This is a genomic window from Pseudomonas sp. TWRC1-2, assembly GCF_049896685.1.
Lineage (GTDB): Bacteria > Pseudomonadota > Gammaproteobacteria > Pseudomonadales > Pseudomonadaceae > Aquipseudomonas.
The window spans coordinates 32,695-50,539 of record NZ_JAFCUU010000010.1 but is presented as its reverse complement, the minus strand read 5'-3'; the positions used below and the strand labels follow the sequence as shown (position 1 = coordinate 50,539).

14 protein-coding genes and 2 tRNA genes are annotated in these 17,845 nt (G+C 57.9%); 13 read left to right on the top strand and 3 right to left on the bottom strand.

Features of this window, described 5'->3' with window-relative positions; genetic code table 11:
• Position 1: 1 nt before the first annotated feature.
• The 13 genes from glmM to ACP7B3_RS25005 all read left to right on the top strand — a co-directional run bounded on the left by glmM (position 2) and on the right by ACP7B3_RS25005 (position 12,587).
• Positions 2-1,339 carry a phosphoglucosamine mutase gene (gene glmM, locus ACP7B3_RS25065; protein WP_426181610.1) on the top strand — a complete coding sequence of 446 codons (1,338 nt, stop codon included), beginning with the start codon at positions 2-4 and terminating at the stop codon, positions 1,337-1,339.
• 66 nt (positions 1,340-1,405) lie between these two features.
• Positions 1,406-2,161 (top strand): triose-phosphate isomerase, encoded by a 756-nt coding sequence (tpiA, locus tag ACP7B3_RS25060; RefSeq protein WP_426181607.1) that lies wholly within the window; start codon positions 1,406-1,408, stop codon positions 2,159-2,161.
• A gap of 4 nt (positions 2,162-2,165) precedes the next feature.
• Positions 2,166-2,549 (top strand): preprotein translocase subunit SecG, encoded by a 384-nt coding sequence (secG, locus tag ACP7B3_RS25055; RefSeq protein WP_010206600.1) that lies wholly within the window; start codon positions 2,166-2,168, stop codon positions 2,547-2,549.
• Between the two features lie 22 nt (positions 2,550-2,571).
• Positions 2,572-2,657: transfer RNA gene (locus ACP7B3_RS25050), tRNA-Leu, on the top strand.
• Positions 2,658-2,753: 96 nt separating this feature from the next.
• Positions 2,754-2,830, top strand: a tRNA-Met gene (locus ACP7B3_RS25045).
• A gap of 140 nt (positions 2,831-2,970) precedes the next feature.
• Positions 2,971-3,429, top strand: coding sequence for a ribosome maturation factor RimP (gene rimP, locus ACP7B3_RS25040; protein ID WP_003235029.1), 459 nt, complete (start codon positions 2,971-2,973; stop codon positions 3,427-3,429).
• A gap of 47 nt (positions 3,430-3,476) precedes the next feature.
• Positions 3,477-4,958: a transcription termination factor NusA gene (nusA, locus tag ACP7B3_RS25035; protein WP_426181604.1), complete on the top strand. Its 1,482-nt coding sequence runs from the start codon at positions 3,477-3,479 to the stop codon at positions 4,956-4,958.
• A 27-nt stretch (positions 4,959-4,985) separates the two neighbouring features.
• Entirely contained in the window at positions 4,986-7,511 is a 2,526-nt protein-coding gene (gene infB / locus ACP7B3_RS25030; RefSeq protein WP_426181601.1) for a translation initiation factor IF-2, read from the top strand.
• Between the two features lie 159 nt (positions 7,512-7,670).
• Positions 7,671-8,066, top strand: a complete 396-nt coding sequence (gene rbfA / locus ACP7B3_RS25025; protein WP_016973761.1) for a 30S ribosome-binding factor RbfA — start codon at positions 7,671-7,673, stop codon at positions 8,064-8,066.
• Between the two features lie 3 nt (positions 8,067-8,069).
• Positions 8,070-8,987 (top strand): tRNA pseudouridine(55) synthase TruB, encoded by a 918-nt coding sequence (truB, locus tag ACP7B3_RS25020; RefSeq protein ID WP_106579253.1) that lies wholly within the window; start codon positions 8,070-8,072, stop codon positions 8,985-8,987.
• 115 nt (positions 8,988-9,102) lie between these two features.
• Positions 9,103-9,372 carry a 30S ribosomal protein S15 gene (gene rpsO, locus ACP7B3_RS25015; protein WP_003176135.1) on the top strand — a complete coding sequence of 90 codons (270 nt, stop codon included), beginning with the start codon at positions 9,103-9,105 and terminating at the stop codon, positions 9,370-9,372.
• 194 nt (positions 9,373-9,566) lie between these two features.
• A complete protein-coding gene (gene pnp, locus ACP7B3_RS25010; RefSeq protein ID WP_119741048.1) occupies positions 9,567-11,672 on the top strand; it encodes a polyribonucleotide nucleotidyltransferase in 2,106 nt (701 codons plus the stop codon).
• A gap of 294 nt (positions 11,673-11,966) precedes the next feature.
• Positions 11,967-12,587 carry a BON domain-containing protein gene (locus ACP7B3_RS25005; RefSeq protein ID WP_119741050.1) on the top strand — a complete coding sequence of 207 codons (621 nt, stop codon included), beginning with the start codon at positions 11,967-11,969 and terminating at the stop codon, positions 12,585-12,587.
• 288 nt (positions 12,588-12,875) lie between these two features.
• Here the strand turns inward: ACP7B3_RS25005 and ACP7B3_RS25000 are convergent, their stop codons facing one another.
• The 3 genes from ACP7B3_RS25000 to ACP7B3_RS24990 form a co-directional block, all read right to left on the bottom strand.
• Positions 12,876-15,809: a DUF748 domain-containing protein gene (locus ACP7B3_RS25000; protein WP_426181596.1), complete on the bottom strand. Its 2,934-nt coding sequence runs from the start codon at positions 15,807-15,809 to the stop codon at positions 12,876-12,878.
• Between the two features lie 87 nt (positions 15,810-15,896).
• The gene (locus ACP7B3_RS24995; RefSeq protein WP_145162111.1) at positions 15,897-16,913 is read right to left on the bottom strand and encodes a class I SAM-dependent rRNA methyltransferase; all 1,017 of its coding nucleotides are present in this window, start codon (positions 16,911-16,913) and stop codon (positions 15,897-15,899) included.
• Between the two features lie 54 nt (positions 16,914-16,967).
• Positions 16,968-17,837 (bottom strand): oxygenase MpaB family protein, encoded by an 870-nt coding sequence (locus ACP7B3_RS24990; protein WP_145162109.1) that lies wholly within the window; start codon positions 17,835-17,837, stop codon positions 16,968-16,970.
• Positions 17,838-17,845: the final 8 nt, after the last annotated feature.

Sequence of the window (17,845 nt, the reverse complement as noted above, 5' to 3'; positions counted from 1 at the left end):
TATGACTAAAAAATATTTTGGCACCGACGGTATTCGCGGTCGGGTCGGCGAATTTCCGATTACTCCTGATTTCATGCTCAAGTTGGGCTGGGCGGCAGGCATGGCGTTCCGCAGCATGGGCGCTTGCCGCATTCTGGTGGGCAAGGACACCCGTATTTCGGGTTATATGTTCGAATCGGCGCTGGAGGCAGGTTTGTCCGCCGCCGGTGCTGATGTGATGCTGTTGGGGCCAATGCCTACGCCTGCAATCGCTTACCTGACGCGTACCTTTCACGCTGAAGCCGGGATCGTGATCAGTGCGTCGCACAATCCCCACGATGACAACGGCATCAAGTTCTTCTCGGGCCAGGGCACCAAGTTGCCGGACGAGATCGAATTGATGATTGAAGAGCTGCTGGATGCACCGATGACGGTGGTTGAGTCCAGCAAGCTGGGCAAGGTGTCGCGTATCAACGACGCATCAGGCCGTTATATCGAATTTTGCAAAAGCAGCGTTCCGAGCAGTACCAATTTTGCCGGGCTGAAGATCGTTGTCGACTGCGCCCATGGTGCGACCTATAAGGTGGCTCCGAGTGTATTCAAAGAGCTGGGTGCGGACGTGACGGTGCTTTCGGCGCAACCGAACGGCTTGAACATCAATGAAAATTGCGGTTCCACCCACATGGGGCAGTTGCAGGCGGCCGTTCTGGCTGAGCATGCCGACCTGGGCATTGCCTTTGATGGCGATGGCGACCGTGTGTTGATGGTGGACCACACCGGTACCGTGGTTGATGGCGATGACCTGCTGTTTATCATTGCTCGCGACCTGCATGAGCGTAACAAGCTGCAAGGTGGTGTCGTCGGCACATTGATGAGCAATCTTGGGCTTGAGCTCGCTCTGGCGGAACTGGGTATTCCGTTCGTACGCGCTAACGTCGGTGACCGATATGTGATCGCCGAGCTGCTGGAGCGTAACTGGCAGGTGGGGGGTGAAAACTCCGGGCATGTTGTCTGCTTCCAGCACACCACCACGGGCGATGCCATCATTGCTGCTCTGCAAGTGTTGTTGTCGTTGCGTCGCCGTGAAGAGAGCTTGGCTCTGGCGCGACAGGCGCTGCGTAAGTGCCCGCAAGTTCTGCTCAATGTGCGTTTTGCCGGTGGCGAAAACCCGATCGAGCACCCTGCTGTCAAAGACGCGTGCGAGCGCGTAACCCTGGCAATGGCGGGGCGTGGACGGGTGCTGTTGCGCAAGTCCGGCACAGAGCCTCTGGTGCGCGTCATGGTCGAAGGCGAAGACGAAACACAGGTTCGCGGCCATGCCGAAGACCTGGCAAAACTGGTAACTGAAATTTGCGCCTGAATTCGGCTTGCCAGTGATGATGTGGTTGGGTAACATCTGCGCCCACTTTGACCGACGAGGTACAGCATGCGTCGCACTATGGTAGCTGGTAACTGGAAGATGCACGGTACCCGCGCCAGTGTCGCTGAGCTGATCAATGGCCTTCGTCACTTGGCCTTGCCTAGCGGTGTTGATGTTGCGGTTTTCCCGCCTTGCTTGCATATCAACCAGGTTGTTGATGGCTTGAAAGGTAAGTCGATTCAGGTCGGCGCGCAGAATTCTGCGGTGGAGCCCATGCAAGGTGCGTTGACCGGCGAGATTTCGCCGAGTCAGCTGGTAGATGCGGGTTGTTCCTATGTGCTTGTCGGGCACTCCGAGCGCCGTCAGATGATGGGCGAGCGTGATGGGACACTCAACCGCAAGTTCGCAGCGGCACAGGCTTGTGGCTTGATTCCAGTGTTGTGCATAGGGGAGACCCTGGAGCAACGTGAATCGGGCAAGACTCTTGAAGTTGTCTCGCGTCAGCTGGGCAGCATCATCGAGGAGCTGGGTTTTGGTGCATTTGCAAAGGCAGTCATTGCTTACGAGCCGGTCTGGGCCATTGGCACCGGACTGACTGCTACGCCGCAACAGGCGCAGGATGTGCACGCAGCCATCCGCGCTCAGTTGGCGGCAGAGAATTCTGAAGTCGCGCAAGGTGTGCGGCTTCTATACGGCGGCAGCGTGAAGGCGGCCAATGCGGTCGAACTGTTCGGCATGCCGGATATCGATGGGGGGCTCATTGGTGGAGCTTCCCTGAATGCAGATGAGTTCGGTGCGATCTGTCGCGCCGCGGGAAACTGAAAAAATGCTGGAAACAGTCGTAGTCGTTTTTCATCTGTTGGCTGCCCTGGGCGTAGTTGCCCTGGTTTTGTTGCAACAGGGTAAAGGTGCGGATGCTGGTGCGTCTTTCGGTGCAGGTGCTTCAAATACTGTGTTCGGAAGCCAAGGTTCCTCTACCTTTCTTAGTAAGTTTACTGCTATACTTGCCGCCGGTTTCTTCATAACCAGCTTGGGGTTAGGTTACTTTGCTAAAGAGAAAGCTCATGTGCTGACTCAAGTAGGTCTCCCAAACCCAGCAGTGTTGGAAGTACCAAAAGCAAAACCGGCTTCTGATGATGTCCCGGTGCTTCAAGAGCAAAAGTCGGCTACTCCAGCGACTGACGTACCTCCAGCTCAAGAGCAGAAGTAAGAAGGGTTGTAAACGCTGTATTGCCGAGGTGGTGGAATTGGTAGACACGCAACCTTGAGGTGGTTGTGCCCATAGGGTGTAGGGGTTCGAGTCCCCTTCTCGGTACCAATTATCAGGAGAGCCCGCTGTTGCGGGCTTTCTTGTAGGTGGAAGGTTACATTGACCCTGTAAGGGATCGGTCGTATACTTCCGCCCCAGCTTTGTCGCGGGGTGGAGCAGTCTGGTAGCTCGTCGGGCTCATAACCCGAAGGTCGTCGGTTCAAATCCGGCCCCCGCAACCAGTTTTAGCGGAGCCCCTTTTAAGGGGCTTTTTGTTAGCTGGACACTTTCAACGCCGCTGTTCGACGGCGTTTCAAGGATGGGCGTTTCGCCCATTTTTTTATTTTGCACAGCATGCACATACATGCACGAGGGGGTTCAGGTGTCGAGCAAGCTAGAAGAGTTGCAGGCCTTGTTGGCCCCGGTGGTCGTGGCCCTAGGCTATGAATGCTGGGGTATTGAGTTTTCGGCTCAAGGTCGCCACTCAATGTTGCGCGTTTATATCGATAAAGAGGGCGGCGTGCTGGTGGACGATTGTGCCATTGTCAGCCGTCAGATCAGCGGTGTCCTGGATGTTGAAGATCCGATTTCCGTTGAATACACCCTCGAAGTTTCCTCGCCAGGCATGGAACGCCCACTGTTCACTATTGATCAGTTTGCAAAATTTGCCGGTGAACAAGTGAAGATCAAGCTGCGCTCTCCCTTTGAAGGGCGACGCAACTTTCAGGGCCTTCTGCGCGGTGTAGAAGAACAGGATGTCGTGGTGCAGGTAGAAGACCATGAATTCCTGTTGCCGATCGATATGATCGACAAGGCCAACATTATTCCCAGTTTTGACTGAGACGCGGATCCCGCGGATCCAATGGCTTGCGAAAGGCGAGGCGTACGATGAGCAAAGAAGTACTGCTGGTTGTTGAGTCGGTATCCAATGAAAAGGGCGTACCGGCAAACGTGATTTTTGAAGCGCTGGAGCTGGCCCTGGCCACTGCTACCAAAAAGCGTTTTGAAGACGAAGTTGATCTGCGTGTGGAAATCAACCGCCACACCGGTGCCTATGAGACTTACCGTCGCTGGACGGTCGTCGAAGAAGCCGATCTTGATGATCCGGCCATCGAAACCTGGCCAAGCAAGGTTGCCGAAACGCACCCTGGCGCCAAGGTCGGTGATGTCGTCGAAGAAAAGATCGAGTCGATCGAATTCGGCCGTATTGCTGCACAGACCGCCAAGCAGGTCATCGTGCAGAAGGTTCGCGAAGCTGAGCGCGCTCAAGTCGTTGATGCTTACCGCGAGCGCCTGGGTGAAATCATCTCCGGTACCGTGAAAAAAGTTACCCGCGACAACGTGATCGTTGACCTGGGCAACAACGCTGAAGCGTTGCTGGCCCGCGAAGACATCATCTCTCGCGAAACCTTCCGTGTCGGCGTGCGTCTGCGTGCGCTGCTCAAGGAAATCCGCACCGAGAACCGCGGCCCTCAGTTGATCCTGTCGCGTACCGCGCCGGAAATGCTGATCGAGCTGTTCCGTATCGAAGTGCCGGAAATTGCCGAAGGCCTGATCGAAGTCATGGCTGCGTCCCGCGACCCGGGTTCGCGCGCCAAGATCGCGGTCCGCTCCAAGGACAAACGCATCGACCCGCAAGGCGCTTGCATTGGTATGCGCGGTTCGCGCGTCCAGGCAGTGTCGGGCGAGTTGGGCGGCGAGCGTGTGGACATCGTCCTGTGGGACGATAACCCGGCGCAGTTCGTAATTAACGCCATGTCGCCGGCTGAAGTGGCGGCAATTATCGTTGACGAAGATGCTCATGCAATGGACATCGCCGTTGGCGCAGATAATCTGGCTCAGGCCATTGGTCGTGGTGGTCAGAACGTGCGTCTGGCCAGCCAACTGACCGGCTGGACCCTGAACGTGATGACCGAATCGGACATCCAGGCTAAGCAGCAAGCTGAAACCGGTGACATCCTGCGCAACTTCATCGACGAGCTGGAAGTCGACGAAGACCTGGCGCAGGTGCTGGTAGATGAAGGCTTCACCAGCCTGGAAGAGATTGCCTACGTACCGTTGGAAGAAATGCTCAACATCGACGGCTTTGACGAAGACACCGTCAACGAGCTTCGCGCTCGGGCCAAGGATCGTTTGTTGACTAAAGCCATCGCTACTGAGGAAAAGCTGGCAGACGCCCATCCGGCCGAAGACCTGCTCTCGCTTGAGGGTATGGACAAGGATTTGGCGATGGAACTGGCGGTGCGCGGCGTAATTACCCGCGAAGACCTGGCCGAGCAGTCTATTGACGATCTGCTCGACATCGACGGCATTGACGATGATCGTGCCGGCAAGTTGATCATGGCCGCCCGAGCCCATTGGTTCGAGTAACTAGGCGCGGCCTGAGGAGAGAAGTGCATGACGCAAGTCACGGTGAAACAACTGGCCGATGAGGTCAAAACACCGGTAGAGCGCCTGTTGCAGCAGATGCGTGAGGCAGGTCTGCCGCACACCGCCGCCGATGAAGGTGTGAGCGACAGTGAGAAGCAGTCTTTGCTGACTCACTTGAAGAGCAGCCACAAGGCGAAAGTGGAAGAACCGCGCAAGATTACATTGCAGCGCAAAACCACCAGCACCCTGCGTGTTGCTGGTAGCAAGAGCATCAGCGTTGAAGTACGCAAGAAGAAAGTCTTCGTACAGCGCAGCCCGGAAGAAATCGAAGCCGAGCGCAAACGCGAACTGGATGAACGTCGCGCAGTAGAAAATGCTGCTCGTCAGAAGGCTGAAGAAGAAGCCAAGCGTCGCGCCGAAGAAGAAGCGCGCCGCCAGCCTGCTGCTGCGCAACCTGCTGGTACTGACGCGGTCGCCGCTGCTGCAGCGCCTGTTGAAGCTGTGCGTGAGGCTGCTCCGGTTGCCGCTGCACCTGCTCCTGCAGCAGACGCTCGCAAGCGCGACGAGCCTCGTCGTCCGGACAAACCACGTGCCGACGATAACAATCGTCGCGGTGGTGGTGGCGATGGCGAGCGTAAAAACGCCCCACATCGTGCCTCGGTCAAAGAGAAAGCGCCTGCTCCACGCGTTGCCCCACGTACTACCGACGAAGAAAGCGATGGCTTCCGTCGTGGTGGTCGCGGCAAGGCCAAGCTGAAAAAGCGCAACGCCCACGGTTTCCAGAGCCCAACCGGCCCTGTCGTGCGTGATGTGCAGATCGGCGAGACCATCACAGTTGGCGACCTCGCCAATCAGATGTCGGTCAAGGCTGCTGAAATCATCAAGTTCATGTTCAAACTGGGTACTCCAGCGACCATCAACCAGGTACTGGACCAGGAAACTGCCCAACTGGTTGCTGAAGAGCTGGGCCACAAAGTGACCCTGGTCAGCGACACCGCCCTGGAAGATTCCCTGGCCGAGTCCCTGAAGTTTGAAGGTGAGTCGTTCTCCCGTGCGCCGGTTGTGACCGTAATGGGCCACGTTGACCACGGTAAGACCTCGCTGCTCGACTACATCCGTCGTGCCAAGGTAGCTGCTGGCGAAGCCGGCGGTATCACCCAGCACATCGGTGCATACCACGTTGAAACCGAACGCGGCATGGTCACTTTCCTCGACACCCCTGGTCACGCCGCGTTTACCGCAATGCGTGCCCGTGGTGCCAAGGCGACTGACATCGTGATTCTGGTGGTTGCAGCGGACGACGGCGTGATGCCGCAGACCATTGAAGCTGTCCAGCACGCCAAGGCCGCTGGTGTTCCACTGGTTGTTGCCGTGAACAAAATCGACAAGCCGGGCGCCGATCTCGATCGCATCCGTAGCGAACTGTCGGTTCACGGCGTGACGTCCGAAGAGTGGGGCGGTGATACGCCGTTCGTTTCGGTCTCGGCAAAAGTCGGTACCGGTGTAGACGAACTGCTCGAAGCGGTCCTGCTGCAAGCTGAAGTACTCGAACTGAAAGCAACGCCATCGGCCCCGGGGCGCGGTGTTGTGGTTGAATCGCGTCTCGACAAAGGTCGTGGCCCGGTTGCAACCGTTCTGGTTCAAGACGGTACGCTGCGCCAAGGCGACATGGTGCTGGTTGGTTCGAACTACGGCCGTGTACGTGCCATGCTCGACGAGAACGGCAAGCCAATCAAGGAAGCCGGTCCTTCCATCCCTGTCGAGATTCTCGGCCTGGACGGTACCCCGGACGCTGGCGACGAGATGAGCGTAGTAGCCGACGAGAAGAAAGCCCGTGAAGTGGCTCTGTTCCGTCAAGGCAAGTTCCGCGAAGTCAAACTGGCCCGTGCTCACGCCGGCAAGCTGGAAAATATCTTCGAAAACATGGGCCAGGCAGAGAAGAAGACGCTTAACATCGTCCTCAAATCTGACGTCCGTGGTTCCCTCGAAGCGTTGAACGGCGCCTTGAACGGCCTGGGTAACGACGAAGTGCAAGTGCGCGTTGTCGGTGGCGGTGTCGGTGGTATCACCGAGTCCGACGCCAACCTGGCACTGGCTTCCAACGCTGTACTGTTCGGCTTCAACGTGCGTGCCGATGCTGGCGCTCGCAAGATCGTCGAGCAGGAAGGCCTGGACATGCGTTACTACAACGTCATCTACGACATCATCGAAGACGTCAAGAAAGCCCTTACCGGTATGCTTGGCAGCGACGTTCGGGAGAATATCCTGGGTGTTGCCGAGGTGCGTGACGTGTTCCGCTCGCCGAAATTCGGCGCGATCGCCGGTTGCATGGTTATCGAAGGTGTTGTGCACCGTAACCGTCCAATCCGTGTACTGCGTGAAGACATCGTTATCTTCGAAGGCGAGCTGGAATCCCTGCGCCGCTTCAAGGATGACGCTTCCGAAGTGCGTGCCGGCATGGAATGCGGTATCGGCGTCAAGAGCTACAACGACGTCAAAGCTGGCGACAAGATCGAAGTCTACGAGAAGGTTCAGGTTGCTCGCAGCCTCTAACTCGCGCACTTCCGGAGCCACGCGACGCGTGGGCATGCACATGCCCCGCGCAGCGTACGGACTCTAAACGCAACGCCCGGTCTGGCTTTTGTCAGGCCGGGCGTTTGCCGCTTTCAGACCCCACGGGTTTCACCGTGTGGCAGTAACAGGTAACAAGACATGGCAAAAGAATACAGCCGTACCCAGCGTATCGGCGATCAGATGCAGCGCGAGCTGGCCCAACTGATCCGTCGCGAAGTCAAAGACCCACGCGTTGGCTTGGTCACCATCACCGCCGTTGAAGTGAGCCGCGACGTAGGTCACGCGAAGATCTTCATCACCGTGATGGGCCAGGACAGCAGCGAAGAAATCGCGCAAAGCATCAAGGTGCTCAACTCGGCTGCAGGTTTCCTGCGCATGCAGTTGGCCCGCGAAATGAAGCTGCGCAGCGTGCCTCAGTTGCACTTCCACTACGACGAAAGCGTCGTGCGTGGTGCGCACCTGTCGGCGCTGATCGAGCGCGCCGTGGCTGAAGACAGTCAGCACCCATCCACACCTGAAGACGCCAAGGAGTAAGCGGTGGCTCAGGTCAAACGTATCCGTCGCAACGTCAGCGGCATTATTCTGCTCGACAAGCCCATTGGCTTTACCTCCAATGCTGCCTTGCAGAAAGTTCGCTGGCTGCTCAATGCCGAGAAGGCCGGGCATACCGGCAGTCTCGACCCCCTGGCCACCGGCGTGCTGCCGTTGTGCTTTGGTGAGGCGACCAAGTTCTCGCAATACCTGCTCGATTCCGACAAGGGTTACGAAACCCTGATGCAACTGGGCAAGACCACCACCACGGCCGATGCTGAAGGTGATGTTCTGCAGGTTCGCGACGTGACCGTTGGTCGTGCTGATATTGAGGCTGCTTTACCCGGTTTTCGTGGGCAAATCAGTCAGATACCGCCGATGTACTCGGCCCTCAAGCGTGATGGCCAGCCTCTGTACAAGCTGGCACGTGCGGGCGAAGTAGTGGAGCGCGAACCGCGTTCTGTTACTATTGCGCGCTTGGAATTGCTCGCCCATGAAGGCGACACTGCCCGCTTGGCCGTGGACTGCAGCAAAGGCACCTATATTCGTACCCTGGTGGAAGATATTGGTGAAAAGCTCGGTTGCGGCGCGTACGTTGCAGAACTGCGACGCACCCAGGCCGGTCCTTTCAGCCTGGCCCAGACGGTCACGCTGGAAGAGTTGGAAGCAGTACACGCCGAAGGCGGCAATGAAGCAGTTGATCGCTTCCTGATGCCATCGGACAGCGGTTTGCTGGATTGGCCATTGCTGCACTTCTCGGAGCACAGCGCGTTCTACTGGCTCAACGGCCAGCCGGTACGTGCCCCGGACGCTCCGAAGTTCGGTATGGTGCGGGTACAGGATCATAACGGTCGCTTTATCGGTATCGGTGAAGTGAGCGAAGACGGGCGCATCGCGCCGCGTCGACTGATTCGGTCAGAATGACCGAACGAGTGTGGCTGTTAACAGGCACGGTCAACACTCATTTTTAGATACAGGGATTTGTCCCTGGCCTGTTGAGATCACCCTTTGGGTGGTTTCCTGAAAAAAGGATTGCCTCATGGCTCTCGACGTTCAAGAAAAAGCACAAATCGTAGCTGACTATCAGCAAGCTGTTGGTGACACTGGTTCGCCAGAAGTGCAAGTTGCACTGCTGACCCACAACATCAACAAGCTGCAAGGTCACTTCAAGGCCAACGGTAAAGATCACCACTCCCGTCGTGGTCTGATCCGCATGGTAAACCAGCGCCGTAAGCTGCTGGACTACCTGAAAGGCAAGGATCTGGGTCGTTATCAGGCTCTGATCGGTCGCCTGGGTCTGCGTCGCTAATCAGCGATTGCGCTAGAGGTTGGTTGTCTGCCGTGTGTCAGTGGGATTCCCGCTGGCCCATGGCAGGCTCCCAGCCTCAAGTTTTATCTGGATACACGTTTTACCCTGGACGAGCGTCGGGCCGATTCCCGGCATTGCCCAAGAATTTCGCAAGAAGACAAGTTCCCCAAGAGCCACAAAGAAGGTAGGACACCGTGAACCCGGTTATCAAAAAATTCCAGTTCGGTCAGTCGACCGTTACCCTCGAGACAGGCCGTATCGCCCGTCAAGCCTCCGGCGCAGTGCTGGTTACCGTTGACGACGACGTCACCGTATTGGTGACCGTTGTTGGCGCCAAGACCGCTGACCCAAGCAAAGGCTTCTTCCCTCTTTCCGTTCACTACCAGGAAAAGACTTACGCTGCCGGTAAGATCCCTGGCGGTTTCTTCAAGCGCGAAGGCCGTCCTTCCGAAAAAGAAACCCTGACTTCCCGGCTGATCGACCGTCCGATCCGTCCGCTGTTCCCAGAAGGCTTCATGAACGAAGTGCAGGTTGTCTGCACCGTCGTTTCCACCAGCAAGAAGACCGATCCGGACATCGCTGCGATGATCGGTACTTCGGCTGCCCTGGCCATCTCCGGTATTCCTTTCGATGGCCCGATCGGCGCAGCTCGCGTTGCTTTCCACGAAAGCACCGGCTACCTGCTTAACCCGACTTACGAACAACAGAAAGCGTCGAGCCTGGACATGGTCGTTGCCGGTACGTCGGAAGCCGTGTTGATGGTTGAATCGGAAGCCAAAGAGCTGACCGAAGACCAGATGCTGGGCGCGGTACTGTTTGCTCACGACGAGTTCCAGGTTGTGATCAACGCTGTTAAAGAACTGGCTGCCGAAGCTGCCAAGCCGACTTGGACCTGGGCTCCACAGGCTGAAGCGACTGAACTGCTGGGTGCTATCCGCTCCGAGTTCGGCGCTGCCATCTCCGACGCCTACACCATCACCGTCAAGGCCGACCGCTACGCTCGCCTGGGCGAGCTGAAGGAGCAGGTTGTGGCCAAGCTGTCCGGCGAAGAAGGCCAGCCTTCTTCCAGCGACGTCAAAGCTGCCTTCGGTGAAATCGAATACCGCACCGTTCGCGAAAACATCGTTAACGGCAAGCCGCGTATCGATGGTCGCGACACGCGCACCGTACGTCCGCTGAACATCGAAGTCGGCGTTCTGCCGAAGACTCACGGTTCGGCTCTGTTCACCCGTGGTGAAACCCAGGCTCTGGTTGTTGCAACACTGGGTACTGCCCGTGACGCACAGCTGCTGGACACCCTGGAAGGCGAGAAAAAAGACCCGTTCATGCTGCACTACAACTTCCCTCCGTTCTCGGTAGGTGAGTGTGGTCGCATGGGTGGCGCTGGTCGTCGCGAAATCGGTCACGGCCGTCTGGCCCGTCGTTCGATTGCAGCCATGCTGCCTGCCGCCGACGTGTTCCCGTACACCATCCGTGTTGTGTCGGAAATTACCGAGTCCAACGGTTCCAGCTCCATGGCTTCGGTCTGCGGTGCTTCCCTGGCGCTGATGGACGCTGGTGTGCCGATGAAGGCACCGGTTGCCGGTATCGCCATGGGCCTGGTTAAAGAAGGCGAGAAGTTCGCCATCCTGACCGACATCCTGGGCGATGAAGACCACCTGGGCGACATGGACTTCAAAGTAGCCGGTACCGCTAAAGGTGTTACCGCGCTGCAGATGGACATCAAGATCAAGGGCATCACCGAAGAGATCATGGAGATCGCTCTGGGCCAAGCCCTGGAAGCACGCCTGAACATCCTCGGCCAGATGAACCAGATCATTGGTCAGTCGCGTACCGAGCTGTCGGAAAATGCTCCGACCATGATCGCGATGAAAATCGACACCGACAAAATCCGTGATGTTATCGGTAAAGGCGGCGCGACCATTCGTGCGATCTGTGAAGAGACCAAGGCTTCGATCGACATCGAAGACGACGGCTCGATCAAGATCTTCGGCGAAACCAAAGAAGCTGCAGAAGCTGCACGTCAGCGCGTTCTGGGTATCACCGCAGAAGCCGAGATCGGCAAGATCTACGTCGGTAAAGTTGAGCGCATCGTCGACTTCGGCGCATTCGTCAACATCCTGCCGGGCAAAGACGGTCTGGTGCACATCTCCATGCTGAGCGACGCTCGTGTTGAGAAAGTGACCGACATTCTGAAAGAAGGTCAGGAAGTGGAAGTGCTGGTACTGGACGTGGACAACCGCGGCCGTATCAAGCTGTCCATCAAGGACGTAGCAGCAGCCAAGGCTTCGGGCGTTTAATTACCCGGCCTCACGCTGAAAAAAAAGGACTCTTCGGAGTCCTTTTTTTATGCGCTTAGGAAAATGCCGATAAATCAGAAGCTTAGTAAATCCCAAAAGCCGCAACTTGCATGCAAGGACGGCCTTCTTCATGCAAGTTGCACGATTCCGAAAATTGGTCGTTTTTATAAGTTGTTGTTTTATAAGGATTTAATTCGAAAATCTAACTTGGCACACTGCCTGCAATAATCCTGGTAACGCTGCAGCATCAAGGTTTACCCACTGCAGACTTTCAATAAAACAGGAGTTACTCGTATGAAGAAGTTCGCTCTCGCTACTGCTACCGCTCTGACCCTGGCCATGGGTGCTAACGTGGCCTTTGCTCAGACTTCCCAAGCTCCAATGACCATGGCTGCTGGCGAAGTGACCAAAGCCAAAGAATCCACCTCGGATACTTGGATCACCACCAAAGTCAAAGCTGACCTGCTGACCGAGAAAGGCATTCCTGGTTCGGACATCAAGGTTGAAACCAACAAAGGTGTGGTTTCCCTGTCGTCGACCGTAGCGATCTCTGATTCGCAGAAAGCCACTGCAGTAGCAATCACCAAGCGTATCAAAGGTGTGACCGCTGTTTCTGCTGACGGCCTGCTGGCAGGCGGCGCAACTAAAGCCGACAACGTCGACAAAACCAAAGGCGCAGCAGCTGACGCCAAGGGCGCCACTTCCGATACCTGGATCACCACCAAAGTGAAAGCTGACCTGGTAACCGAGAAAGGCATTCCTGGCACCGACATCAAAGTCGAAACCAACAAAGGCGTAGTTTCTCTGTCCTCTTCGGTCGCTGTGACTGAAGCACAGAAAACCACCGCGGTGAATATCGCCAAGAAAATCAAAGGCGTTAAAGCTGTATCGGCCGATGGCCTGAAAGCAGAGTAACGCTTAACTGTTCGTCTGAACTGAATAGCGGCGGCTTAGGGTGAGTTAGATATCCACCCAAAGCACCTCTGGAGTTCATGCGACCGACCACACGGATGTGGTCATTACAGGCCCCGGCACTTGTGTCGGGGCCTGTTCTATTCTGGGCGCAAACAAAACCCCAGGCCGAGCACAAACAAATGTGGGAGCTGGCTTGCCTGCGATAGCATCACCTCGATTCAACTGAATGACCGAGGTGTCTGCATCGCCGGCAAGCCAGCTCCCACATTTGGATGGGTGTCTCAGGTGTTACTCAGCATCCAGATGCATTGGGGTTACCACCCGGCCATCCTTCTCCGCCTGCCCCAGGTTGGCATCGATGAAGTACACCCGGTCATCTTCCAGTTGGCCCTTGTCCACCAGGTAATCCTTGATGGCACTGGCTCGGTCTTGCCCCAGTTGACGCAGCAGTACATCACTGGCGCCCCAGAACTTGATCAGCCCGTCACGCAGCTTCGCGGTGCGTTCATCGCTGCTCAGGTCTTTCCACTCGGCCGGCGGTTGTTGTTTCAGACGGGTGCGGTAGATGCCTTCCAGCAACGGCGCTTTTTCCTTCTCGGGGACGACCAGCAGCGAAGCCTGGGCCGGAACCTTATCGCCACGGCGCTGCAGTATCTTGTAGTAGTTGTATTGATATTCACGTTCCAGTCGCTCGGCAGCGAGCAAGGGACCGTCACTGCTGGCAGCCGCCGTGCCTTCGATTTCAAGGCGCAGGGTAGGGCGCTCTTTGAGTGCTTTGGCCAGGGTATTCAGCGCGCCTTGAGCGTCTTTGTTCAATTCGCTGGAGCCTGGGGCGAACGACACATTGCCCAAGTCTTCCGAGCCGCCACCCGTGACCAGCCCACCGATGAACTTGAACGGCGCCGTCGCCGCGCGCACCACCAGGTTACGCAGGGTTTGCCAGACAATCGGCATCACGCTGAATTGCGGGTTGTTCAGGTCGCCGGTGACCGGCAGTTCGATGGATATCTTGCCGTCGGAGTCCTTGAGCAGGGCGATGGCCAGGCGAATCGGCAAATCCACGGCGTCGGCGCTGTCGACTTTCTCACCCAGTTGCAGTTGCTCAACCACTACCTTGTTTTCAGCCTTCAACTGGCCTTTGGTGATCACATAATGCAGGTCCAGGTTGAGCCGGCCCTTGCGGATGCGGAAACCGGCGAACTTGCCGGAATACGGCGTCAACGTGGTCAACTCGACGCGTTTGAAGCTGGTGGCGATATCCAGCGCCGCCATCGGATCAAACGGGTTCACGCTGCCTTTGATGGTCACTGGCGCATAGCGATCCACCTTGCCCTTGATGTCGACGCTGGCCGGTTTGGCTTGGCGACTGTCAATGGTGCCGATCTGCCCGTTGAGCTGTTGAATGGCCGTGGCAAAGTTGGGCGTGAGGCTGAAGTCGGCAAAGTTGGCCGAGCCGTCATTGATCGCGATCTGCCCTATATGGATGCCCAGCGGCTTGTCTTTGCTGGCCGCCGGCTTGGCTGCCGATTTGGCCCCACTGTCGGCCGGCTGCGGGATCAACAGGTCATCGATGTTGGTGGTGCGGTCATCATTGATCATGAAGCGCGCGTACGGTTGCAGCAGGTTGACCTTGTCGATCGACAGGCTGTCGCCGTGTTGATAATTGACACCTTCGAGCACCAGGCGCTGCCATTTGAGGAAGTCGCGGGTCTTGAGCGTGTCCAGGGTGTGCAATTGGTCGACCTGAGCGCGGCCGGTGACCTGAAGCGCCAAGGGCTCGGTGCTCTTGAGGTTCACATCCAGGTTGCTGCCCAACATGCCGCTGCGCAGTTCCAGCCGAATGAACGGGCTGATATAGGACTGAGCAACCCGCAGGTCGATGTCCTGGGTATTCACTTTGAGTTTGGCGCTGACCGGGTTCAGATTGACCTCGCCGGTTGCCTGGATCTTGCCTTGTTTACCCAGGCCGGAGTCGACCTTCAAGGTAAACGGGCTTTGGTTGAGGCTGTCGAAGTTCTGCACATCGACGTTCAAGGGGCCCAGTTCCAGCGCTACCGCAGGTTTGGCCTGACGGTCGGCCAGGTGCACCTGATAGTTACGCAGCTGCACATCCTTGAGCAGTACTTGCCAGGGCTTGCCAGGCGCGGCCGGTTCAGCCTTTGGCGAGTCGGCCGTTGCCGGCGCATTGGCGGGCTCGGGCGCCTTGGCCGGCTTGCTCGGTTGGCTGGCGAACAGTTTTTGCCAATCCAGTTGCCCATCGGCTTCGCGGGCGGCCCAGGTTTCCAGCTTGTTGCTGCGAATCTTGCCGACCACTACGTGCTGCTTGGCCAGGTCCACCGTAGTGTCACTGACGTCCAAGCGTTCCAGGCGTACCAATGGGCGGCCATCGGGCGTCTTGATAGCAAACGGCGCAATGCTGGCGACGGTGTTGGTCAGGTTCAGTTCGGTTTCTTTGGCCAGGCTGAATGTGTAGTCGGTGCTGAAATTCAGCACACCGTCTTCCAGCACGAGCGGCACGGCATCACGAACATACGGCCACCAGGCCTTCATCTTGCCGTCGGTGACTTTCAGCGTGCCCTTGGAGGTGATCGGCACCAGGCTGAAATTGCCTTTCCAGTCGATTTGCCCACCCTCAGGGCCGGCGGCCACCAGCGTCATGTCGGCGTTGTCTTCCGGCAAGGTGCTGAGGTTTTTGAGTTCAAAGTCGAGTTTGTCGTAGAGAAATTCGATCGGTTCGCTGGGACGCAGGTCTCGAAAATGCACATAGCCGCCCGCCAGCTTGATGCTGTCGATGCGCAGCGGGAATGGCTTGGCGTCGGGATCGGCCGGGGTCGGCTCGCTCGGCGGCAGCTTGAACAACTGCGCCAGGTTCAGTTGGCCGGATTTGTCGAACAGCAGCTCGGTCTTGGGTTGGTCGAGTTGCACATCGGCCAGGTGCAGGGCGCGAGTCCAGAGGCTGTCGATCTGCAGGTTGGCGTAGAGACGCTCGAAACCCACTTGCTCTTTGCCCGGTTCGCCGATTTTCAAGCCCCAGGCTGTCACTTCCAGGCTGAACGGATTGAGTTCGATACGCTCGATGCGTGCCGGCACCGTGGCGTAATGGGCCAGCTGTTGATTGGCAATACGAAGGGCGATGCCCGGCAAAATCAGAAAACCCAGCAAGCTGTACAGAGCCAGGGCGGTCAACAAGGCGCCAGCGGCGCGGATCAATCCTTTGGGCATGAGTGACGCCATCTATGTCGAACAGGAGTGCCTTGGAGTATGGCACGGGATTTCGGTTCCGAAGCACCGGGCCGCTTGGGAAAAGTACTACAACTGCAGGATGAGGGTTTTCAACGGTGGCTGCTGGTCCTGGGAAGGGAAGTCGGCACCCGGTGTCATGATTTGCCAGTCGCGTACCGGGCGACCGGCTTTCTCGGCGCAACGCAGCACCTGTTCGCGCCAGTCATCCATGCTGACTTTCGCCAAATTGTTGCAGCAGATCAGCACGCCATTGTCGGCCGTCGCGAGCAGCGCAGGCTTGAGCAGGCTTTGGTAGTCACGCAACAGGTCAACGGTGCCAAAGGCGCTCTTGGCCCATGCCGGTGGGTCGAGCAATACCAGGTCATATTGGCGCTGGTCCAAGCGTGGATAGCTCGGCAGTTTCTGCCCGCGACGTTGAGTGATCGGCAAGCCCGCCAGTTGGCGAATCGCCGGGAAGTAGTCGGACTGCACGAATTGCATGGTTGGCAATTGTGGGTTGAGCAGACCGTTTTCGCGACCGACCGCCAGGTTGCCCTCGGCGAAGTCCAGGTTGCACACCTCACGCGCGCCACCGGCCGCCGCGCTCAGGCCGACGCCGCAGGTGTAGGCGAACAGGTTGAGCACGCTCTTGCCGGCGCTGTGCGCCTTGACCCAGCCGCGGGTGTTGCGCAGGTCCAGAAACAGCAGCGGGTCTTGCCCGGCATGGCGCCCACGCACACGATAATTGAGGCCCCATTCATGGCCCACCAGGTCTACCAGCGCGGCAGGCTCGGCGCGGTACACCGTGTCTTCACGGTCGATCCGCGAGTTGCCACGGGAGCGGTCGTTGTAGACCAGCAGCAATTCCAGGCCCATGAACTGGTTGATCAACTGGTGCAGGTCCAAAAGGTCGGCTGTTTCCAGGGATTGGTGGAAACTCTGCACCAGCAACTGTGGGCCGTAACGGTCGATAGTCAGGCCGCCGGCGCCTTCCTGGCTGCCATGAAACAAGCGGTAGCAGTCAGTGCCTTGGGCATGCAACTCGTGGATCAGGTCTTGGCGGTAATCGAGGGCGGCGCGCAGCGCCTGATTCAAGGAAGTCATGGAGCGCGCCTTGCTGTAAATGGGGCGCGGAGTTTAACAGCTATAGGCGCCGGCCTACATCAACCCCATCCGCCGATGGGCACGCTGCACCGAGCCATTGCGCATCGCCCAGCGCAGCAACGGCGCACTGCGCTTGACCCCGGCGCGGATCATTTGCCGTTGCAGCGGGCTTTGGTGTTGCTCGAGCAGGCTGCTCGCCCAGTCGGGCAGCAAGTCGATCCCGGCCTGCATCATCAGCGCACCAAAAGGTTTGGCCAGCGTGCTGGGTGACGGTGCATTGAGCAGCAGACGCAATACTTCGCGGCTGCGCTCGTCGCACAGCAGTTGCGGACGAATGCGCGCCAGGTAATCCGAAATTTCCTGCCGTGAACGCGGAACATGCCGCGCGCCCAAGCGTTCGGCCACCAACGCAATTTCACTGTAGTAGCGGTCCTGATCCCGACCCGAAAGGCGCGGGTTGCAGTAACGCAGGTGGGCCGCGAGGAAGTTGCTGACCTCCGCCACATGCACCCACGTCAGCAACGCCGGATCGCTGGCCGCGTAAGGTCGCCCGTCCGGGGCGTGCCCCGTCACTTGCAGGTGAATGGTGCGCACTTTTTCGATCAGCCATTCGGCGTCTTTGCGCGAGCCGAACGTGGTTCCGGAAATGAACTGCGAGGTGCGCCGCAAACGCCCGAGCATGTCCTGGCGAAAATTCGAGTGGTCCCACACACCCGCCAGGGCCAACGGGTGCAAGGCTTGCAGCATCAAGGCGCTGATGCCACCAATCAACATGCTGCTGAAATCGCCATGGACTTGCCAACTGATCGAGTCCGGCCCGAACAGGCCTGGATCGCCCTTGGGGTTTTCCAGGTCCAGCTGGCCCAGCGACAGGCCGGTGAGGCTCATCAGCTGGGTTTCGATACGGCTGCGGATAAATTCCATGGCGACTC

Coding starts and splice junctions, on each gene's coding strand:
- tpiA (WP_426181607.1), top strand. CDS start 1,406: ATGCGTCGCACTATGGTAGCTGGTAACTGGAAGATGCACGGTACCCGC.
- glmM (WP_426181610.1), top strand. CDS start 2: ATGACTAAAAAATATTTTGGCACCGACGGTATTCGCGGTCGGGTCGGC.
- ACP7B3_RS25005 (WP_119741050.1), top strand. CDS start 11,967: ATGAAGAAGTTCGCTCTCGCTACTGCTACCGCTCTGACCCTGGCCATG.
- ACP7B3_RS25000 (WP_426181596.1), bottom strand. CDS start 15,809: ATGCCCAAAGGATTGATCCGCGCCGCTGGCGCCTTGTTGACCGCCCTG.
- secG (WP_010206600.1), top strand. CDS start 2,166: ATGCTGGAAACAGTCGTAGTCGTTTTTCATCTGTTGGCTGCCCTGGGC.
- nusA (WP_426181604.1), top strand. CDS start 3,477: ATGAGCAAAGAAGTACTGCTGGTTGTTGAGTCGGTATCCAATGAAAAG.
- rbfA (WP_016973761.1), top strand. CDS start 7,671: ATGGCAAAAGAATACAGCCGTACCCAGCGTATCGGCGATCAGATGCAG.
- infB (WP_426181601.1), top strand. CDS start 4,986: ATGACGCAAGTCACGGTGAAACAACTGGCCGATGAGGTCAAAACACCG.
- ACP7B3_RS24990 (WP_145162109.1), bottom strand. CDS start 17,837: ATGGAATTTATCCGCAGCCGTATCGAAACCCAGCTGATGAGCCTCACC.
- ACP7B3_RS24995 (WP_145162111.1), bottom strand. CDS start 16,913: ATGACTTCCTTGAATCAGGCGCTGCGCGCCGCCCTCGATTACCGCCAA.
- rpsO (WP_003176135.1), top strand. CDS start 9,103: ATGGCTCTCGACGTTCAAGAAAAAGCACAAATCGTAGCTGACTATCAG.